The sequence below is a fragment of the Pseudodesulfovibrio sp. S3 genome (genome assembly GCF_004025585.1).
Taxonomy (GTDB): domain Bacteria; phylum Desulfobacterota; class Desulfovibrionia; order Desulfovibrionales; family Desulfovibrionaceae; genus Pseudodesulfovibrio.
Genome location: NZ_QTZO01000003.1, coordinates 91,806 through 112,219 on the forward strand (window position 1 = coordinate 91,806; position 20,414 = coordinate 112,219).

The window sequence follows — 20,414 nt, forward strand, 5'->3', positions numbered from 1 at the left end:
ACTTTCAGAGTGACTTTTAGTCAAGATATTTTCATTTGAGGGCAACAAAAAGGGCCGCGTTTTGCGGCCCTCTCTAATCGTAGATAGTAAGGTATTAGAAGCGAATCGCTTCTTCTTTGACAACCTGAAAAGATTTGTTGCCCTTAACGCGGCCAGGCAACCCCTGAAACTTGCGGATACCTTCGATTTCAGCTTCCAGAAGCTCGTCTTCGTCAGTATCGAGCAGAATGATGTCGCCTTCTTGCAGGTAGAGAAGCTGGCGGCCACTGATGGTGGTTCTGCCCATGCGCACGACCATTTCCACCGGCGTTTCCATGAGCCGCTCCTTGAAGCGGTTGATCCACACATGGTCAACTTCCAGTCGTTCGGACTGGAAGGAGGCGTGCAGCTTCGAGCGGATGGGCTCCATGGTGGCGTAGGGCAGACAGACAATGAGCGAGCCTATGGCATTTTCCAGTTCCACTTCGAAAGTGACGACGATGACGACGTCCGAAGGCGGGACAATGGCCGCAAATTGAGGGTTGACCTCCGTGCGGACCATCTCCACATGCACTTCATGCACCGGTTTCCAGGATTCCTCCATATTTGCCAGTGCAATCTTGACCACGCGTTCGACAATGGCCTGTTCGATGGGCGTGAAATCACGGCCCTCGACCTTGGGCTGACTGCCCGCGCCGCCGAAGAAATTTTCGACCAGGGCAAAAACCAGACGGGAATCGACCACAAGCAGGGCGTTGCCGCGCAAAGGGTCCATCTTGAAAATGGAAATGGACGTAGGCACCGGCAGGGAGCGCATGAAGTCGCCGAATTTGGACATGTCAATGGATATGGGATTGATATCCACCCGTTTGCGCATGGTGTTGGCCAGCGCATTGGTGCACAGTCTGGCGAAACGGTCGTTGACGATTTCGAGAACGGGCATACGACCGCGAATGATCCTGTCCTGATTGGCCAGGTCAAAGGCGACTACACCGGTATCGTCCTCCGGTATCTCTGTCTCCGTTTCAACATCCCCGCCGGAAAGACCTCGGAGCAGGGCGTCAACTTCATCTTGTTCGAGGATTTTGCTCATGGGGAAAAAGCCTCATGTTTGCCGATTTTCGGCCCGTTTTGAACCGGCATGTGCCGGGAATTTGAACGTCTAGTATATATTAGCAAAATCCGGGCCGGATATAATATATTGTATCGACTGAAATCAGAATTGCTTAAATCCATTTCTACACATGACATTGAACAATGGCAATACAAAGGCGGATTATGAGCCCATTTTATCATGAAATGGTTTAGAGAATCATGAGACAAATTCAAATATCAACATCAAAGTCTATGAATATAGAAGACATTCAAACAGGTTATAAAACAATAAAACAAACGACATCATTCGAGCTTTGAATGGTCGCTGAAAACAAACGGAAGTCATCAAAAATGAATTTGGATGAGCGGGTGAGTTATTCAGGAGAAAGTTTAGAAATAGGAATGACCGTGATGGCCTGATTACGACTATTTTGCCACACCTTCAAAGCAGCCAAAGTTTCCGCGTGGGGGTGGCCGATGGCGATGGCCCAACCTTTTCCGAGAGCGACCCGTTCGGTCTTCTTGAGTTGATGGAGAATGGCATTCACATCCTTGACATTGTCGAGGAATGTATCGCGCTCGTAGAAGGGAGTTTCGGTGGTCTTGGCAACAGCTCTGCCCACGCTCCGGGAAGAAGTCAGGCTGTCCAGGAAAAACAATCCGTTACGTCGGAATTCGGACAGGGCCACGGTCATGCCCGGCTCATTTGCCGTGAACAGCGACCCCATATGGTTGTTGACGCCGATGGCTTCAGGAATCTTGTTCAGATTATACTTGATCTGCTTTCGTATGCCGTCGCTCGACATGGAAACGAAGAGCGCGTCATTCCCAGGCTTTACAGCTGGATATCCCTTTGGCTCCATGGGGAAATGGACAATCAGGTCGCGTTTCTTTTTGCAGATCAGTTCAACCGAGGCTCTGGTCTTGCTCGCGTTGGGCCAGACCGCAAATGTCAGTGGTATGTCCAAACCGATCAGTCCCTTGAGAATACCGTAATTTTCGCCGACATCGTCTATGACTATGACGATTTTCGGGCCTTTGGCCTCGGGACGGGCCAGCGTGCTGGGCTTGGACTCAAGCAATAGACGGTGGGTGGGAAGCTTGTTGATTTCCACAATGGCTTCACTGTCGCCGTTGTCGAGCAGGACAGCCTCGGGAAGTCTGTTATAGAGGCGTTTGCGCAAGGTCACGAGGAATTGAGTTCTATTCTCCACCTTTGGGAACTGAAGAACCTGGTAATGATACCCTCGGCCGTCATATTGACGCAGCTCAACGTCAACGAGGTCGAGCTCATTCATCTTGAAACTCAGGTCACGCATGGTTTCGATGATGGCGAGATCGGCCTGTTTGACCCAGTCTTCCATTTCGGAGGTCTTTTCCTCGTATTCTTTTGCCTGATCGATCTCAATAGACTCGGCAGCCATGGGTGCCATGATGATCTCGGGCGGTGGTGGGTCATCTTTCAGCACCAAGTAGCCGAGACCGGCAAGAGCAAAAAAAGCCAGTGAAAACAAAAAAACAAGAGGACCGGGCCGATATATCTTCCTGAGAAGATTATCGACCCCGGTCTGTTCTTTCGGTGTTTTATCGGGAGAATGGTCGTCCATGAATGGAGCCTGTTTTCTACTGAATCTCTTTCAGCCTGGGCAGACTCTTGACCAGTTCGAGGGCCATGCGAAGCTGGTTGTCACGAGCCAGCATATCCTTGGCCTTTTCGGCATCCTCATCCTTCTTGTTCTTCGTGGACTTATCGCCATTTTCAAGATGGCCGCTCAGATCTTTTTCCCTGACGGTGTAAAGATCACGCATGTTGTTTTCGTTCTCGCTAGGCGCAATATACGGCAAGCGGATGTCCGGTTCGATTCCCTTGGCCTGAATGGAACGGCCGCCCGGAGTGTAATAAAGGGCAGTTGTCAGTTTGATTCCTGAGCCGTCGGACATGGGAATAATGGTCTGGACTGATCCTTTGCCAAAGGAGCGTTCGCCAACGATGAGCGAACGTTTGTGATCCTGTAAGGCTCCGGCCACGATTTCCGAGGCGGAAGCGGAACCCGCGTTGATCAGCGTAACCAAAGGAACCTGAATTTCATTGGCGTTTTTGGTGGCATAAAAGTCTTTGCGGCTGGCTTTGTCCTTGCCCTGAATATAGACGATGGTGCCGTCTTCAATGAAGGTGTCGGCAACGGAGACAGCTTGCCCCAAAAGTCCGCCGGGGTTGTTGCGCAGATCAAAGACGATACCTTTGAGGGTGTGCTCTTTTTGGTATGCGGCGATCTCGTCACGCAAGTTTCTGGTGGAGGACTCTTGGAACTTGGTCAGACGCAGATAGAGATAGCCGTCTTCCAGGGACTGGGTTTTGACATTGACGATGGGAATGGTGCCGCGAACAATGGCGACCTCTTCGGGCTTGTTCGTATCCTTATGCAAAATAAGCAGAGTGACGGTTGTTCCCTTTTCGCCTCGAATTCTCTTAACCGCATCCATCAATGTCATATCCTGGGTGGATTCGCCGTTTATCTCAAGAATGAGGTCTCCGGCAAGAAGACCAGCCTTATAGGCCGGAGTATCTTCAATGGGGGAAACCACGATGAGCCGTCCCTGGTCCAGGCTGATCTCAATGCCGATACCGCTGAACTTGCCCGCCGTATCAGATTGCATATCCTTGAAATCTTCAGGTGAAAGATACGTCGAGTGAGGGTCTAACTCTTCGAGCATTCCTTTGATGGAATTATCTATGAGTTCTTTTTGGGTAACAGGCTGTACGTAGTTGCCCTCGACCAGATCAAGAATTTGAGAAAAGCGTTTGAGTGCTTCAAAATGGTCTTCGTTGCCGGCGATGGTAGGAGCCGGGGCAACAGTCAGAGTGAAAAGGAAAAGAAAAGTTACTATCCAAAGCGTAACACGCATGTATGCCTCCCGAAAAACGGAGTCCTAATAAGTTGGTTTAACTAGATATCATTTTACGGCTGTTAACCAAGTTTTTGGGTTAATTGGTTTTTGATGAAAACGCAATTCAAAATACAACCCCGGCCCATCGGCTTTTGGATAATAACCGACTGTTCCCAAGGGTTCATTCTTTTCCACTTCTTGCCCGTTTCGCACGAACGTTTCTGACAAGTATGCGTAAAGGCTGTAATAGTTGTACCCATGGTAGATGATGATCACATGCCCGAACCCACGCAACGTGTCATTGTGAACTATTTTTCCCCAAAATATAGATTGAACCGTTGCCCCGTCATTTGTTCCAATAACAAGCCCTCTGACCGGCGGTTTGGCCTGGGGACTGTATTCCGATACGACACGCCCATTGACCGGCCAGGGAAGGGCACGTTTATATAATGAAAATTGTTTGGTTTTTTGAGATTGTAGCTGATATTTGAGATTCTCGATGGTGGACAGGATCTCGGTCAGTTCGGTTTCCGCATCCTTGCGTTGTTTTGTTATCGAGCGCAAATTCTTGCGAAGAGCGTACTTGTTGCCCAGAAGTCGGTCTTTGCTCTGATTGACCTGTACCAATTGTTTTTCCGCCTCAGCCTCCAATCTCCGCTGATGCTCAAGATTTTTGATTATTTTTTCGGAATTGGATTTGGCCTCGGCCAACTTGAGACTTGTTGCCTCGTAAATACCTGCAAGCCAGTTGAAACGGCGATCGAACATTGCCCAGCTGTCCACGCCTCCGAATCTGGCCCTGACATTTTGCAGATGCACCGGCCATAACGTCTGCATCAACCCCGACAATTCCAGAGTAATGCGCTGCTGTTCCTTTTCAAGGGCAAAATGATCGTTGCGGGTCTTGAGTTCGTTTTCCTTGATTGTGTTCAACACTTTTTCCTGTTCACGAATCTTGCTCTGCAGCAGTTTTACATCGTGCTCGATGTCGGAAAGCCGCGTTGAAATCTGTCCGGCCTTTTGCGTCAGTTCACGGACTTTCTGTTCGTTTTCATCGGCGCGCTGATGCTCCTGCTGCAAGGTCTCGCTTAATACCTCATCCCGATCCTGTGCCGGAGAAGCGCCGGATATGAAAAGGATTGAGAGAATGATCAGCAAAATGAATCGATACATGCGGCCTTAGAGTTCCAAAAAAGGTTGGAGGGGGCAGGTTTCACACAGTCCGGCTTTCTTTTTACACCAATTTGCTCCGACCCGGACGACAAGAGCATGATACTCATTATACAATGCCACATCTTCCGGCAAGGCGTCCATGAAAATGGTCTGCAACCCGTGATAGTCGATGTCCTCGTAAGCCAGACCGTGCCGGCCCATGAGGCGAGCTGTGTACGTGTCCACGACGAATGTCGGAAAACCCAATGCATACAGCAGGATGCAATCTGCCGTCTCCGGCCCTATGCCGTTGATGTTGAGTACCTTTGGTCTGAGGTCATACAAAGAGTGCTTCTTCAGTGCGGGAAGATCGAAATCGACCTCGTTTCTGAGGAATTCCAGAAAATGATGAATGCGCCTGGCCTTGATATTGTAATATCCGGCAGGGCGGATCAACTCGGCCAGTTCGGTCATGTCCAAACCGTGCATGGCTTCAGCATCAAGCAGGTCGTTGGCTTTGAGATTGGCTATGGCCTTTTCCACGTTTTGCCAGTTGGTGTTCTGGGTCAAAATGGCACCGATGGATATTTCAAAAGGGGTATCGCCTGGCCACCAATGGCTCGGCCCGAGTGCCGTTTTCATGGTCTCGAACATGTCCATCAATATGTCAGCCCGCGCCATGGTCGTTACCTCTCGATGTTTTCCCAGACCAGGCAGACCCACTCTGCATCCTCAAAGCGCTTGGGTTGCCCCAATCCGCGTTTGTCATAGGCCTGGGCCACTGCATCAGATTGGTTCTCCGTCAGGATACCAGACAATATCAACGACCCGCCGGGGGCTATGCGAGAGATGATTTCAGGTGCCATCTCGATAAGTGGGCCGGACAGGATGTTTGACACCACCAAATCAAAAGTAAGATCCGTTTCCAGGCAATCAATGGTGCCGACCGCCAAATGCATGGCGTGATCAACTCCGTTGTTCTTCACGTTTTCCAGAGCGCAGACAATGGCTAGCGGGTCGTTGTCCAGGCCGACGCCGGTCAGCCCGAGTTTGCCCAATCCTATGCCGAGGATGCCGGAACCGGTACCCAGGTCCAGAAATGTCTGTCCTGCACGAATGACGTTGTTTTTGACCAGTTTGCCGATGGTCACCAAACACAATGATGTGGTGGGATGATGGCCGGTTCCAAAAGCCATTTTGGGTTCAATGACAATATGAGTGAAACCGTTGTCCTCGCCATCATTCAACCACGGAGGGTATATCCTGAATGTTTCCCCGCAATTGACAGGGACGAAGAAATCCTTCCATGCCATGGTCCAATCTTCGGACGCCTGTTCAGACCAGGTAACGTCCGCTTCTGCGAACTGCGCCTGGAACTCCTTCACCATCTCAAGACCCAGAGGATGATCTTCCAGGTACAGGGTGAACTTCCGGCCGGTTTCATGTGCAGTTTCCTCCCAGCCATGCGGTACTTTGGAAGCAATGAAAACTTCGGCTGCATCGGCCATGTCTTCGGGGATGATGAATTCGATCTTGAGCAGGGTGGGCATATAAGTGCTATTCTCCGAATGTTGAATATGACAAGGCCGGGGACCATGCCCCGGCCTTGTCCAATGCTATCAGTCTAAAATTACATCAAAAGATCTTGTCTACAAATGAGCCTTTGCCCGTATATTTGAAATCGTTGAGCGTGGTTTTTTCAGCCTGCTTCTGCACATCGGCATCGACTGCCGCCGGAGGTTTATCCTCAACGGGTTGCTTGCTCGCCGGTTCAATGCGTTCCAGTTCATCTTCGCGTCTGGGACGATATTCCGACGCAGGACCTACGGGAGCAACGGTACTCATGACTTCGAACCTCTAGCCAATAAATACCTCTTCAATTGAGGCCGGTCAAGCCGACTCGATTTGTATCGTAGCCAGTATGGAGTCCAGAACTTCCATGAAGGCAATGATATCGGCCTCTTCGATGGTCAGAGGCGGTACCAGGCGGAGAATCTTTCCCTGGGTCAAATTGCAGACCATCTTGTTGTCCAACAAGGCTTTCCAGACATCGGTGCCGGTAAAAGTCAGCTCAATGCCGAAGAGCAGGCCCAACCCTCTGGTTCCTGCGATCTTGTCGGGATACTTGTCTTTCAGCTTCTGCGCTTCGGCCCTGGCAAAATTGCCCAGTTCCAAGGCGCGTTCACTCATTTTTTCGTTGATCATGATGTCCAGCACCTTGGAGGCTACGGCAGCGACCACGGCCCCACCTCCGAAAGTGGTGGCATGGGAACCCGGCTCGAATCCCCTGGCCACAGTGTCGGTGCACAAAACTGCGCCCATTGGCAGCCCGTTGGCCAACGCCTTGGCCGAAGTGAAGATGTCGGGGGTGATGCCGTAGTGTTGGTGCGCCCAGACCCTGCCGGTGCGGCACAGGCCTGTCTGGACTTCGTCCACGATGAGCAGGATGCCGTTTTCCTTGCATACCGCGGTGATGTCGTTGACGTACTCCGTCGGCAGAGGGCGGACACCGCCCTCACCCTGGACCATCTCAATCATGATGGCGGCCGTATGCTTGTTGACGGCGCCGCGCAGGGTGTTCACGTTGCCGAAGGGAACCGTTATGAATCCTTCGGGCAGGGGGTTGAAGCCATCCTTGATGGGTCCGGTCTGTCCGGTGGCCGTCAGTGTGGACAACGTCCTTCCATGAAAGGACTTTTCCAGAGTGATGATCTCATGGCGGTCCTCATTGCGGACCATGTGCATGTACCGCCGGGCCAGCTTGATCGCGCCCTCGTTGGCCTCGGCCCCGGAGTTGCAAAAAAAGACCTTGCCAGCATGACAGGTGGACAGGAGCTTTTCAGCCAATTCAAGCTGGGGTTCCTGGTAGAACAGGTTGGACACGTGGACCATTTTTCGGGCCTGTACAGCCATGACGTCCGCCAGGTCGTCCCGGCTGTGACCGAGGCTGCACACGGCAATACCGGCCAAAAAGTCCAGATACTCGACACCGTCGAGATCATAGAGCCTGCACCCCTTTGCCCTGGATATTGCCAACGGATACCTGCCATAGGTATGGCAGAGGAGGTTGGATTCCCTTTCTTTCATCTCTTCAAATTTATTGTTCATTATCAGTCTCTTGTTGCTTAGTGTTTCCCTGTGGATCCGAATCCTCCGGCCCCGCGGTCGGTTTTGCCAAGTACGTCCACAGGCGTGATTATGGCTTGGAAAACGGGCATGAACACGAGTTGGGCTATGCGCTGTCCGCGCTTTATTCGTCGGACCTCGCCGGAGGTGTTGAGCAGGGAAACCTTGATTTCGCCACGATAGTCGGGATCAATGACCCCCACTCCCTGGCTGACGGTCAGACCGTCCTTAGTACCCAGGCCGCTGCGGGAAAAAACATACCCGGCGACACTCGGCTCACGAATTTCAATGGCGACACCGGCCGGAATAGCGGCTTTTTCACCGGGTCCGATCTCAAGGTCATCGGTGTCTATGCAGGCGCGCAGATCCAGGCCTGCCGAATGTTCCGTTGCATAGGCCAATTCATTTTCCTGCCAAACCGGATGCAGGAATTGTACGTTCACATCAATCTTGTTCATTGCAAGTCCAGTCCTTGTTTAAAGCGAATGGTTGTTTATGTTCGTATTGAAGGCAACTGTCAATCGGACATAAAAAAAGGGCGCCGAAGCGTCTGCTCCGGCACCCTGAATACGTCAACATTTCAAAGGTTAACAGAGTCCTTCCCAGCAGAGATCCAAGTGTTTCTCTTCAATTCGTCGGGTGGCCAGACTGACACCTACAGCCAGGGTCAGGGAGACAGGCAGGGCAACCACGTTGGGATCGACCCATTGCATCATCCACATCCACGACATGGGAGCAGCGTCGGCAACCAGGGTGACCTTGCCGAAGATGGCCTGACACAGACCAATGGGCGCGGCTTCCTTGAGATGGATGAACAACAGCCAGAACATGGAGAAGGCAAATCCGCCCACCATGGAGACTTTGGCACCGATCTTGGTCATCCCTTTCCAATACAATCCAAGAACGTAGATGGGCAGAAAGGCTGCAGCGCACAGGCCGAAGAAGAAGGCGGTTGCCGGGGCGATGACGCTTCCGGGCAGCAGCCAGGCCCAAACCAGGGTGGCGATAACGGCCACGGTCACACCGAGACGGTTCAACTTCATGGAGGAACCCTCGTTGCCGATCTTGACGTGTTGCTCCAGGAAATCACGGGAGAGCGAGGTGCCGCCCACATGATACTGGGAGCTCATGGTAGACATGGCCGCAGCGAACATGGCCACCAGAAAGAGTCCTGAAAACCAGCCGGGCATGATCTTGTCAATATAGAGAGGAATGATCTTGTCGAAGTTGCCCTCGGCCATGGCGATGGATATCTTACCGAATTCCTTGTAAAAGACCACGTTTGACAATGCTCCAGTCAGAAAGGCAACGCCGGTCATGAGCAGAATGAAGATACCGCCGATAGCCACGGCCCTGTTGAGTTCGCGGTCAGACGGAACAGTCATGTACCGAATGGCGAGCTGGGGTTGGGCCAGGACGCCGATACCAACACCGTAAATGATGGTGGTGTAAATAGTCAGTCCGATGGGCGACTGGAAGTTCGGGCCGGTGGTCCAGCCAGTCAGGCCGCCTTTCAGCAGTTTTTCCGGCACCAGATTGACCATGTCGGTGAGGGCCTGATGGGCCTCGGTCACACCGCCGAGCATAGAATAAGTGGTAATGATGAGGATAAGCATCATCATGGCCATGATCGACCCCTGGAAGGCGTCGGTGTACATGACCGCCTTCAGGCCGCCGGTGATGACGTACATGGCCACGATCGCCGTGACAATCAGCAGCCAGAAGCCGTAGCTGACAGCCGGGAAGGCCACTTCGAGCATGCGGCAAATGCCGATGAGTACGGCTGCGGCGTATACCGGGATGAAGACGAAAATGACCACGCCGGTGAACTGCTGGATGAATTTGGACTTGTAACGCCGTCCCAGGAGCTCTGGGAAGGTATGTGAATTCAGAGCCAGTCCCATGCGGCGGGTACGCTTTCCGAAAAAGACCATGGCCACGAATATCCCCACGAAAATAGTCAGAAAAGTCAGCCAGAGCAAGGACATGCCAAACATGCCCGAAACGCCGCCAAAACCGACAATGGCTGATGTGGAAACAAAGGTCGCGCCATAGGACATGGCCAGGATGAAGGGATTCATCGAACGGCCGGCGAGCATATAGTCAGTAGATTCCCTGGTTTTCTTCCAGGCCTTATAACCGAGATAAAAAATGACTCCTAAATATATGGCAATACCGAGGATTTTACCTTCCATCTAAGCATCCTCCCCCGGCTTTTCATTCCCTTTATTGTTCCAGTTCACAATTCCGTAAACCACGCACAATATCGTTGCCCCAATGGAAAGCCAAAAGGCCAACGCTATTTCAACACTTCCGAATCCCAGCATCATAACCAACCCCCTTGCTAGAGGCCGAGAACACCCTTGCGACCCATAAAAAAAGGGGCCGCAAGCTTGTCGCCTGCGGCCCTTGTTGTGGATGAATCTAACTCGCGTTACACGCACACTCCAAGACCGCAGGCGCTTCTAAAAAAGCGGAAGCTAAAAAAGAAAAAGAAGCTGAAGCGGTTCTGTAGTGAATTCATGAAAAATTCATTAGTCTTAACCAGTGACAAAGTCAAGCTGAAAGCGAATGCGCAACACATGCATACTACATAATTGGCAACAAGGGTGATCCATACAATTTCAATATGGTTCGATAGTATTTCCAAATATATACAAGTACTGTAAATTCAGTAAGTTAACAGTTTTCTTGACAGGATATGCAGTCCTGTGCTTTGGTGTTTCCCCTTTGTTGTTCGGTGTTATTGACTGAATTGTGAAAGTTTCGGAGGCCTGCTCCATCCATCTTGTTCTCAAGATGACTTTTTTGGCAACAAACGAAAGAGGTTACCTGTCTTGCTTTTTCAGCCCATCAACAAGAACTACCATGAGTTTTGCATCGAGCGGGACTCCGACCTGTGCATAAACTGCAAGGTCTGTGTCCGTCAGTGCTCGTATGAAGCTCATTTTTGGGATGAAGCCCGGCAAAAAGTCATGCACGACAATACCAAGTGCATCGGCTGCCACCGCTGCGAAGCCCTGTGTCCCACAGCCGCCCTGAATATCGTCAACAAGCCGTCTGACTTCAGGACAAACAAGCTGTGGCGTCCCGTGTTCCTGCAGAACATTTACAAACAGGCGGATACTGGCGGCGTTCTTCTGGCAGGCATGGGTTCACCTGTGGATATCCCGGTTTACTGGGACCATATCCTGCTTGATGCCAGCCAGGTGACCAATCCGTCCATCGACCCTCTGCGCGAGCCGATGGAGCTCAAGACCTTTCTTGGTGCCAAACCGCGAAAATTGGACATCGTCACGGACAAGAAGACCGGCAAACCGAAACTGAAAACCAAACTGACTCCGCAACTTGAGCTTGATGTTCCGATCATGTTCGCGGCCATGAGCTTCGGTGCCATCAATTTCAATCTCCATCGGGCAATGGCCCGTGCAGCCACGGAAACCGGCACCTATTACAACACAGGTGAAGGCGGTCTGCACAAGTCATTATATAAATACGGCGCCAACACCATCGTTCAGGTGGCGTCCGGTCGTTTCGGGGTGCATCGCGACTACCTTCAGGCTGGTGCAGGTATCGAAATCAAGGTGGGGCAGGGTGCAAAGCCCGGCATCGGCGGCCATCTGCCCGGCGAAAAGATCAACGACAAGGTGTCCGAGACCCGGATGGTTCCCATCGGTTCCGATGCCATTTCTCCGGCACCGCACCATGATATCTATTCCATTGAAGACCTGCTTCAGCTCATATACGCGCTGAAGGAGGCCTCTGAATACAAGGCCCCGGTATCGGTCAAGATCGCTGCCGTGCACAACGTGGCCGCCATAGCTTCGGGCATTGCCCGGGCCGGTGCGGACATCATCACCATTGACGGTATGCGCGGCGGAACGGGTGCGGCTCCGGCCATGATCCGTGACAACGTGGGCATTCCCATCGAACTGGCCCTTGCCCAGGTGGATCAGCGTTTACGCGACGAGGGCATCCGGAACAACGTCTCCGTGGTCGCTGCCGGCGGCATCCGTTGTTCCGGCGACGTCATCAAGGCCATCGCCCTGGGGGCGGACGCTGTGTACATCGGAACGGCCACCCTGATCGCCGTGGGCTGTACCATATGCGGTCGGTGTTACACCGGCAAATGTCCGTGGGGCATCGCCACCAACGATCCCAAGCTGTCCAAACGCCAGAATCCGGATATCGCAGCCAAAAAACTGGCCAATCTCATCCGGGCCTGGGGCCATGAAATTGAGGAAATGCTCGGAGGCATGGGGCTGAACTCCATCGAGTCTCTTCGCGGCAACCGCGACAAGCTGCGCGGCGTGGGCATATCCGACACTGAACTCGACATCCTCGGCATCAAACATGCCGGACGCTAAGCGGAGGGCGATATGAAAAGAGTCTATCCGGATAAAGAATACTGTATCGGCTGCCATCTCTGCGAGTTGGCGTGCATCACTGCCCATTCCAAATCCAAGGATCTGATATTGGCCTACCGCGAAGAGCGGGGAAAGGACGGCCTGTCCGCCTGCAAGAAGGTCTTTGAAAAGGGTGATACCTGTGTCGCCATCAGTTGCCGTCATTGCGACGAGCCTTCCTGTGTGGCTGCCTGCATCTCCGGCGGATTGTACAAGGATCCCGAAACCGGCCGCACGGTCTATGACCGCAACAAGTGCGTGGGATGTTGGTCCTGCCTTATGGCCTGTCCATACGGGGCGATAAAACGGCATCCGATCGAGAGCAAAATCGTCAAGTGCGACCTGTGCGAAGGACGCGAAGAGGGACCGGCCTGCGTGGCTGCCTGTCCCAACGCTGCGTTGAAATTCGAGGAACGGTAGGGAGCAGAGCATGAAATACGTCATCATCGGCAACGGCATTGCTTCCATCGGAGCCATCGAAGGCATCCGCAAGGTCGACACCGAAAACGAAATATTGATCATCGGGGCAGAAGATTCCCCTGCCTATGGCCGTCCATTGATATCCTACCTGCTGGCAGGCAAGATCGGGCCGGACCGTCTGGCTCTCAGGCCTCAGGAATTCTTTGAGAAAAGCAATGTCTCGTTGATGCTCGGCACCAAGGTCACCGGTATCGATGCCAAGGCCAAGACCGTATCCACCGACAAAGGCGAGACCGTGGCGTTCGAGCATCTGCTCATCGCCACTGGCGGTATTCCATTTACGCCGCCCATTCCGGGGGCCGACGGATCGGATGTGTACAACTTTACCAATCTCGCACACGCACAAACCCTCATTTCCAAGGCCAAGGATATAAAAAGGGCAGTGGTCATCGGTGGCGGGCTCATCGGTCTCAAGGCAGGCGAATCCCTGTTCGACCGTGGTGTGGATGTGACTATCCTGGAACTCTCCCCGCGCATCCTGAGCCTGGCCTTCGACGAGAACGCGGCTTCCCTGGCCGGAGGCCGTCTTGCCGAGGTGGGCCTTAACGTCCGTTGTGGCGTTTCCGCCAAGGAAATTCAGCGTGACGCCGAGGGCAACCTCAAGGGCGTGCACCTGACGGACGGTGATTTCCTGCAATGCGATGTCGTGGTCATCGCCATCGGTGTCGTGCCCAACTACAACCTCGCCAAGGAATCCGGCATTGAAGTGGATCGCGGGATAAAGGTCGATGAGCACATGCACACCAGCGCCGACAGCGTATTCGCGGCAGGAGACGTGGCCCAGGCCAAGGACCTGCTGTTCGGCGAAGACCGCGTCATCCCCATCTGGACCAATGCCTACAACCAGGGATTCTGTGCCGGCAAGAACATGGCCGGCGCGGATATCCGGTACACCGGTTCCCTGTCCATGAATTCCATTTCCTTCTATGGACTGCCCACCATCTCCGTGGGAACCGTCAATCCGCCAGAAGGCGACGACTCCTTCGAGATCGCCGCAGCCCTGGACGAGAAGAAAAAAAGCTACCGCAAGCTCGTTTTCCAGAACGACCGGCTCGTGGGTTACGTGTTGGTCGGCGATATCGATATGGCCGGCATGTATACGGCATTCGTCAAGTTCCAGATGGCAGTCCCGGAAGACGCCAAGAAGCAGATCATGGCAGGTGAGCCTGACGTGCTCATGTGGCCGGACGATTTCTTCAAGGAAACATGGAACCCCGGCGTCGTGGAACCCGACTAAGAGGAGTCTGTTGAAAAACACACGATTGCTTCGTTGCTCAAAAGAGACAAATCCTCACGTACGAGGAATACGCTTCGGCCTTGCCTCTTTTTCGCGCCTCGCACTCGCATATTTTTGAACAGCCTCATACAAGGAAAATGCAATGAAAGCACCTGACAGATATTATGATTTCGAAAAGGATATCTCCGGTTGCGGAATATTCGGCGTCATCCACAAGAAGCGGGGGCTGATCCCCGGGGACATGCCCATCCAGGCAATGGCCTGTATGCATGATCGGGGTAACGGCCTGGGCGGCGGATTTGCGGCCTATGGCATTTACCCGGATCACGCAGAAAAATACTGTTTTCACATGATGTGCGACGATGATGCGTCCATCAAGGGCTCCGAGGAAATGATCAAGACGTACTTCGACTTGCATTTTTACGAGCCCATTCCCACCCGCCGGACTTTGGCCATCCCCAATCCGCCGAAATTCAACCGGTATTTTGTGACCGTACCCGAAAAGCCGGATAACGAATTCTGGGAGCTGCCGGAAGAGGACTACATCGTGGCCGTGGTCATGAAAATCAATACCGCGGTTTCCGGCGCCTTCGTGGTTTCCTCCGGCAAAAACATGGGGGCCTTCAAGGGCGTGGGGTTCCCTGAGGACATCGCCGACTTCTTCCGCCTTGAAGAATACAAGGCGTACATCTGGACCGGCCACAACCGCTTCCCCACCAATACCCCGGGCTGGTGGGGCGGGGCGCATCCCTTCACCATCCTGAACTGGTCCATCGTGCATAACGGCGAGATCTCCTCTTACGGCATCAACCGTCGCTATTTGTGCGAACACGATTACCTGTGCACCATGATGACCGACACCGAGGTCGTGGCCTACGAACTGGACATGCTCATTCGCAAGCATGGACTTTCCTGGGAAATGGCAGCCAAATGCTTTGCGCCGCCGTTTTGGGATGAGATCGAGCGCATGGACGATGACGACAAGGAACTCTACACCACGCTGCGCGCCACCTACGGCCCGGCCATGCTCAACGGTCCCTTCGCCATTCTGGTGGCGGACAACACCCGGCTCATGGGACTCAACGACCGAATCAAGCTCAGGCCGCTGCTGGTGGCCGAGAAGGACGACATGGTTTTTATGTCGAGCGAGGAATCGGCCGTGCGCGACGTGTGTCCGGAGTTGGACCGCGTCTGGATGCCCAAAGCGGGCGAACCCGTCATCGTGGATCTGGAGGATTAGATGGCAGCAAAGAGAATAAAGAAGACCCTCACGGCAGGGCGGACATATTACAAGCAGTTCAATGAAGAAATTCGGGCGCTTGTAAAAGAGGGTGTGACCGATTTCACCATCAAGGAGTGCAACGGCCAACGCTATATTGCCACGGCTCTGGATGGGGATTTGACTTTTGACATCTATGGTGTCCCGGGTCAGGATCTGGGCGCGTTCATGCGTGGTCCCAGAGTGCATATCCATAATAACGCCCAGGACGGCGTGGGCAACACCATGGATGACGGCCGGGTGATCATTGACGGCATAGCCGGTGATGTCATCGGGTACGCCATGCGCGGCGGCGAAATATTCATCAAGGGCGACGTCGGCTACCGAGTCGGCATACACATGAAAGCCTATCTCGACCACCAACCCAAAATCGTGGTCGGAGGCAAGGCCGGGGACTTCCTCGGAGAATACATGGCTGGCGGAATTATTTTGCTCTTGGGTATGTTTTCTGATAAGCCTGATGCGCCTATCGCGGGACGGAGTCTCGGGACTGGCATGCACGGTGGCGTAATCTACGTTCGTGGCGATATCCCCGAAGTTCAGCTTGGTCCAGGTTTGACTGCCACCCCTGTTGATTCGGAAGATATCAAGGCCATCGAGGCCTTGGTCAACGAGTACGCCAGAGAATTGAAGCTGGACAGCAAGGCAATTTTAAGCGAGAACTTCGTGAAAATTCGTCCGTTTTCGCACCGACCATATGGCAATCTCTACGTTCATTGCTAGACGGCGGGTAAGATACAACACTAACACTCTTGGAGGAACCTATGTTCTTCGATTCTGTAGCCTACGCAATGGCTCCACCTTCCGGTGGCGGTGAAGCAGGTGGCCTGAGCGGCATTCTCGGCGGTCCGCTGCCGATGCTGGTCCTGATGTTCGCCATTTTCTATTTCCTGCTCATCCGCCCGCAGCAGAAAAAGCAAAAGACCCACAAGGCCATGCTCGAAGCCCTCCAAAAGGGTGACAAGGTTTGGACCAACGGCGGCATCCTCGGAACCATCGTGAATATTGATGGCGACAATCTCACCATCGAGATCGCTGCAGGCGTCAACGTCGTGATCAAGCGCGGTTTCGTTGCCGACAAGGATGGCGGCGCATCCGCAGCTGGCAAGAAGTAGGTTTTTGCACCAGTACCTGAAACTTCCGTGCGGATCGGACCACATCCATATGGTGGCCCGATCCGCGTTTGTGTTTATCAATGAAAGTTTCAGGCAGGTAGCAACCAGTTCGTATTAAGGGAGTTTTCATGCAAAGTTTGCGTTGGAGAGCCATAATTGCTCTCATCGTCCTGGCCACGGGACTGGCTTACATGCTGCCGTCCCTGCCCGGAGTCAAGGAATCGGCACTCGGCAAGTTCCTGCCGGGCGACTCCGTCAGTCTCGGTCTTGATCTCAAGGGCGGCATCTATCTGACTCTCGGAGTCGACATGGTCACCGCCATGGACAACAATCTCGCTCGGTTGGGCGACGACCTCAAAGCCGCTTCCCGCGACCAGGAAGTCTTTGTCCTGCGTCCGACAGTACTCAATGAATCCCAGATAGAAGTCGTGCTTCTCAAGAGTGAACAAAAGGAAGCATTTGAAGGGATCATCAAAGATTTTTCGCAGTTTTCCGTGGAAGAGAGCAACCCTCTCGACGGCGGCAAGGAAAAATACATCCTGTCCATTTCACCGCAGTACCGCAGCGATATCGAAAAGCTGACCATGGAACAGGCCATCAAGACCATCCGCAACAGGATCGACCAGTTCGGTGTTGCCGAGCCTGACATCCGCAAGCAGCAGGGCAATCGCATTCAGGTGCAGCTGCCCGGCCTGCAAGACCCGGAACGGGCCATCAAGATCATCGGCCAGACCGCCCACCTCGAATTCAAGATGGTGGATGATACGGCTGACGTGAAGAAGGCCCAACAGGGCATTCTCGCCCCCGGCCGTGAACTCTCGGTCATCCTTCATAAGCTGCCAAACGGCAAATATGGGGAAACGCCTATTGTCCTTAAAAAGGACTCGGTGCTGACAGGCGAATACGTGACCGACGCAAAGGTGCTGCTGGACCAGTGGAATACCCCTTATGTTTCCATGACCTTCAACACACGCGGCGGAGCCATTTTCACCAACCTGACAGGTGAAAACGTGAACAAGCGCATGGCTATCGTTCTGGACGGCAAGGTCTATTCCGCACCGGCCATTCGTGAGCGCATCTCCGGCGGCCGCGCTTCCATCACAGGGCAGTTCACCCGCGAGGAAGCCCGCGACCTGGCTGTCGTACTTCGCGCCGGTTCCCTTCCAGCCCCCGTGGACATCCTGGAACAGCGATCGGTCGGTCCGTCCCTCGGACAGGAATCCATCGACAACGGCATCTTGTCCGCGCTCATCGGCATGGCAGCAGTGCTCCTTTTCATGGTTGTCTACTACGGCTTTGCCGGTTTAGTGGCTGATGTGGTGCTGTGCATCAACATCATGCTCATCATGGCCGGTCTGGCCGCATTCGGAGCCACACTGACCTTGCCGGGCATCGCGGGTATCATTTTGACTATCGGTATGGCCGTTGACGCCAACGTGATCATCTTCGAGCGTATCCGGGAGGAACTGCGGCGCGGCTTGTCCGCCACCCAGGCCGTATCGGAAGGCTATGGCAGGGCAACCCTGACCATTCTTGACGCCAACGTGACAACGATCATTGCAGCCGTCATCCTCTACCAGTTCGGTACCGGACCGGTTCGCGGATTTGCCGTCACCCTGACGCTCGGCATCATCACTTCCATGTTCACGGCCATCTTCGTGTCGCGCATTCTGTTCGACCTGTATTTAAAAAGCCGCGCAGACAACGCGAAACTGAGCATTTAGGGAGACGATCATGGGACTGCAAATAATCAAACCCGATACTAAAATCGACTTCATCGGCCTCAGGAAGATCGCCTACCTTGCTTCGGCTATCATCATTCTGATCGGCCTCGGCTCCCTTGTCATCAAGGGCGGCCCCAAATACGGCATCGATTTCGCCGGCGGCATGATCGTCCAGGTGAAGATCGACAAAGACACCAACATCGACGTGGTCAAAGACGCTGTTCGCGGCGTGGATCTGCCCGGCCTTGTCGTGCAGACCCTCGGCCTGGACGGGGACCATGAATACATGATCCGTACCTCCAGTTCGAACATCTCTTCCGAAGATGTCCGGGCAAAGGTGACGGAGGCGCTCTCGTCCAATCTGGACGGTGCGAAATTCGACATACAGCGGCTTGAAATGGTCGGCCCCAAGGTCGGTGCGGATTTGCGCTCAAAAGCGCTTGAGGCGCTGTTCTACGCGGTTCTGCTCATAGCCGTGTATATCTCCGGCCGCTTTGAACAGCGGTGGACCGTGGCCGCCATCATGGCTGCCGCCCTGGCAGGCGGAGTATACGGCATCGGCCTGCTTGGCCTGGAGATGGGCTGGCTGATCATCGCGGCCCTGGTCATCACCGTGGGATTGTGCTGGTACCTCAAACTCAACTACGCCCTTGGCGCAGTGGTCGCCCTGATTCACGACGTGATCATCACGGTGGGCATCTTCTCCATTCTGGGCAAGGAATTCGACCTGACCATCATTGCGGCCCTGCTGACGATCATCGGTTACTCGCTCAACGACACCATCATCGTGTTCGACCGTATCCGCGAAAACACGCTCGCCCGCAGAGCCAACTCCTCGTTTGCCGCGATAATCAACATGTCCGTGAACCAGACCCTGTCTCGCACGATCATGACCTCGGCCACGACCCTGATGGTCGTGTTCTGTCTGTTCGTCCTGGGCGGTTCCGTCATCCACGACTTCGCCCTGGCCCTGCTCATCGGTGTGGGCGTGGGTACCTATTCCTCCATCTTCGTTGCCAGCCCGATCCTCCTTGGATTCGGTCCCAGCGTTCTTCCCGAGAAGGAAAAAGTCGAAGCCTAGTCGACTGAACGGATATTGAATCAGAAGGGGAGGGCCATTCGGTCCTCCCCTTTTTACTGGCCCTTCAACCGGCACAAGAAAAGTCCCTCCGGCATCAGCCGGAGGGACTTTGAACATTCTGTATGAATACTGAACTAGACGAGCTGTGTCATCAGGTATTCTTTGATGGCGGTGATGGAATCTTCACCATCAAGCTCGATGTATTTGAAGCCGCCGTCCTTCATGTTCTTGTAGAAGTTGCATGCGGCCATGGTTCCGGTCTCTTCATCGTAGTAGATGTTGTGGCGCACGTCGATGGCGCCTTCGTCCTGGTCGTCGTCGCGGGCGGACAGGGCTCCGCCACAGACGCGGCACTTGTCGCCGTCAGGAGCGATGACAGGGATACCGACGTTGTTGGGGTGGTTGGGATTGTTTTCACACAGACGACGGCCCATGATGCGACCCTTGGCGATTTCACGGGGCAGCTTGATTTCGATGACGTAGTCGAGCTTCACGCCGTCTTTCTGCAGGGCTTCCCACAGCTTTTCACCCTGAACCAGGGAGCGGGGGAAACCGTCGAGCAGCCAGCCGTTCTTGGAGCTGGCCAGAACGTCAAGAACCATGGGGATGGTGATGTCATCAGGAACCAGTTCACCCTTGTTGATGAATTCCTTGGCTTTCATGCCGAGTTCGGTGCCGCCACCGATGTGCTTGCGGAAAATGGCGCCGGATTCGATGTGATCCAGACCGTATTTGTCTTTAGCCAGGGTACCCTGGGTGCCTTTACCGGAGCCGTTGGGGCCGAAAATCAGAATATTCATATTTCCTCCTGATGATGAAAAAGCAAAATGCCAGAGTGGCATTTTGGGACA

Annotated in this window: 20 protein-coding genes; 8 read left to right on the plus strand and 12 right to left on the minus strand. The window is 53.7% G+C overall.

Annotation, left to right across the window (positions count from 1 at the left end; all coding sequences use genetic code 11):
- Positions 1-94 precede the first annotated feature (94 nt).
- The 11 genes from fliM to DWB63_RS17545 form a co-directional block, all read right to left on the minus strand.
- Complete coding sequence (fliM, locus tag DWB63_RS04110) at positions 95-1,072, minus strand: flagellar motor switch protein FliM (RefSeq protein WP_128327547.1); 978 nt, start codon at positions 1,070-1,072, stop codon at positions 95-97.
- Between the two features lie 376 nt (positions 1,073-1,448).
- The gene (locus DWB63_RS04115) at positions 1,449-2,543 is read right to left on the minus strand and encodes a divergent polysaccharide deacetylase family protein (protein WP_241648638.1); all 1,095 of its coding nucleotides are present in this window, start codon (positions 2,541-2,543) and stop codon (positions 1,449-1,451) included.
- A gap of 154 nt (positions 2,544-2,697) precedes the next feature.
- The gene (locus DWB63_RS04120; RefSeq protein WP_128327549.1) at positions 2,698-3,981 is read right to left on the minus strand and encodes a S41 family peptidase; all 1,284 of its coding nucleotides are present in this window, start codon (positions 3,979-3,981) and stop codon (positions 2,698-2,700) included.
- 48 nt (positions 3,982-4,029) lie between these two features.
- The gene (locus DWB63_RS04125) at positions 4,030-5,136 is read right to left on the minus strand and encodes a peptidoglycan DD-metalloendopeptidase family protein (RefSeq protein ID WP_128327550.1); all 1,107 of its coding nucleotides are present in this window, start codon (positions 5,134-5,136) and stop codon (positions 4,030-4,032) included.
- Positions 5,137-5,142: 6 nt separating this feature from the next.
- Positions 5,143-5,796, minus strand: a complete 654-nt coding sequence (locus tag DWB63_RS04130) for an endonuclease III domain-containing protein (protein WP_128327551.1) — start codon at positions 5,794-5,796, stop codon at positions 5,143-5,145.
- Between the two features lie 5 nt (positions 5,797-5,801).
- A complete protein-coding gene (locus tag DWB63_RS04135) occupies positions 5,802-6,665 on the minus strand; it encodes a 50S ribosomal protein L11 methyltransferase (RefSeq protein WP_128327552.1) in 864 nt (287 codons plus the stop codon).
- Between the two features lie 85 nt (positions 6,666-6,750).
- Positions 6,751-6,960 carry a hypothetical protein gene (locus DWB63_RS04140; RefSeq protein ID WP_128327553.1) on the minus strand — a complete coding sequence of 70 codons (210 nt, stop codon included), beginning with the start codon at positions 6,958-6,960 and terminating at the stop codon, positions 6,751-6,753.
- 45 nt (positions 6,961-7,005) lie between these two features.
- Positions 7,006-8,223 carry an aspartate aminotransferase family protein gene (locus DWB63_RS04145; RefSeq protein WP_128327554.1) on the minus strand — a complete coding sequence of 406 codons (1,218 nt, stop codon included), beginning with the start codon at positions 8,221-8,223 and terminating at the stop codon, positions 7,006-7,008.
- Positions 8,224-8,240: 17 nt separating this feature from the next.
- Positions 8,241-8,699, minus strand: a complete 459-nt coding sequence (gene dut, locus DWB63_RS04150; protein WP_128327555.1) for a dUTP diphosphatase — start codon at positions 8,697-8,699, stop codon at positions 8,241-8,243.
- A 129-nt stretch (positions 8,700-8,828) separates the two neighbouring features.
- On the minus strand, positions 8,829-10,436 hold the full coding sequence (locus DWB63_RS04155) for a sodium:solute symporter family protein (protein ID WP_128327556.1): 1,608 nt from the start codon (positions 10,434-10,436) through the stop codon (positions 8,829-8,831).
- A complete protein-coding gene (locus DWB63_RS17545) occupies positions 10,437-10,571 on the minus strand; it encodes a symporter small accessory protein (RefSeq protein ID WP_347231960.1) in 135 nt (44 codons plus the stop codon).
- Positions 10,572-11,078: 507 nt separating this feature from the next.
- On the opposite strand from DWB63_RS17545, the gene DWB63_RS04160 reads away from it, so the two are divergent.
- From DWB63_RS04160 to secF, 8 genes are all read left to right on the plus strand, one after another.
- The gene (locus tag DWB63_RS04160) at positions 11,079-12,608 is read left to right on the plus strand and encodes a glutamate synthase-related protein (protein WP_128327557.1); all 1,530 of its coding nucleotides are present in this window, start codon (positions 11,079-11,081) and stop codon (positions 12,606-12,608) included.
- Positions 12,609-12,620: 12 nt separating this feature from the next.
- On the plus strand, positions 12,621-13,067 hold the full coding sequence (locus DWB63_RS04165; RefSeq protein WP_128327558.1) for a 4Fe-4S dicluster domain-containing protein: 447 nt from the start codon (positions 12,621-12,623) through the stop codon (positions 13,065-13,067).
- A 10-nt stretch (positions 13,068-13,077) separates the two neighbouring features.
- On the plus strand, positions 13,078-14,364 hold the full coding sequence (locus tag DWB63_RS04170) for an FAD-dependent oxidoreductase (RefSeq protein ID WP_128327559.1): 1,287 nt from the start codon (positions 13,078-13,080) through the stop codon (positions 14,362-14,364).
- 142 nt (positions 14,365-14,506) lie between these two features.
- Positions 14,507-15,604: a glutamine amidotransferase family protein gene (locus tag DWB63_RS04175; protein WP_128327560.1), complete on the plus strand. Its 1,098-nt coding sequence runs from the start codon at positions 14,507-14,509 to the stop codon at positions 15,602-15,604.
- Positions 15,605-16,366, plus strand: coding sequence for a hypothetical protein (locus DWB63_RS04180; RefSeq protein WP_128327561.1), 762 nt, complete (start codon positions 15,605-15,607; stop codon positions 16,364-16,366). It begins immediately after the preceding gene.
- 41 nt (positions 16,367-16,407) lie between these two features.
- Entirely contained in the window at positions 16,408-16,758 is a 351-nt protein-coding gene (gene yajC, locus DWB63_RS04185; RefSeq protein WP_128327562.1) for a preprotein translocase subunit YajC, read from the plus strand.
- A gap of 128 nt (positions 16,759-16,886) precedes the next feature.
- Positions 16,887-18,482: a protein translocase subunit SecD gene (gene secD / locus DWB63_RS04190; protein WP_128327563.1), complete on the plus strand. Its 1,596-nt coding sequence runs from the start codon at positions 16,887-16,889 to the stop codon at positions 18,480-18,482.
- 10 nt (positions 18,483-18,492) lie between these two features.
- Entirely contained in the window at positions 18,493-19,563 is a 1,071-nt protein-coding gene (secF, locus tag DWB63_RS04195) for a protein translocase subunit SecF (protein ID WP_128327564.1), read from the plus strand.
- A 134-nt stretch (positions 19,564-19,697) separates the two neighbouring features.
- Here the strand turns inward: secF and DWB63_RS04200 are convergent, their stop codons facing one another.
- The gene (locus tag DWB63_RS04200) at positions 19,698-20,363 is read right to left on the minus strand and encodes an adenylate kinase (protein WP_128327565.1); all 666 of its coding nucleotides are present in this window, start codon (positions 20,361-20,363) and stop codon (positions 19,698-19,700) included.
- Between the last annotated feature and the right edge of the window lie 51 nt (positions 20,364-20,414).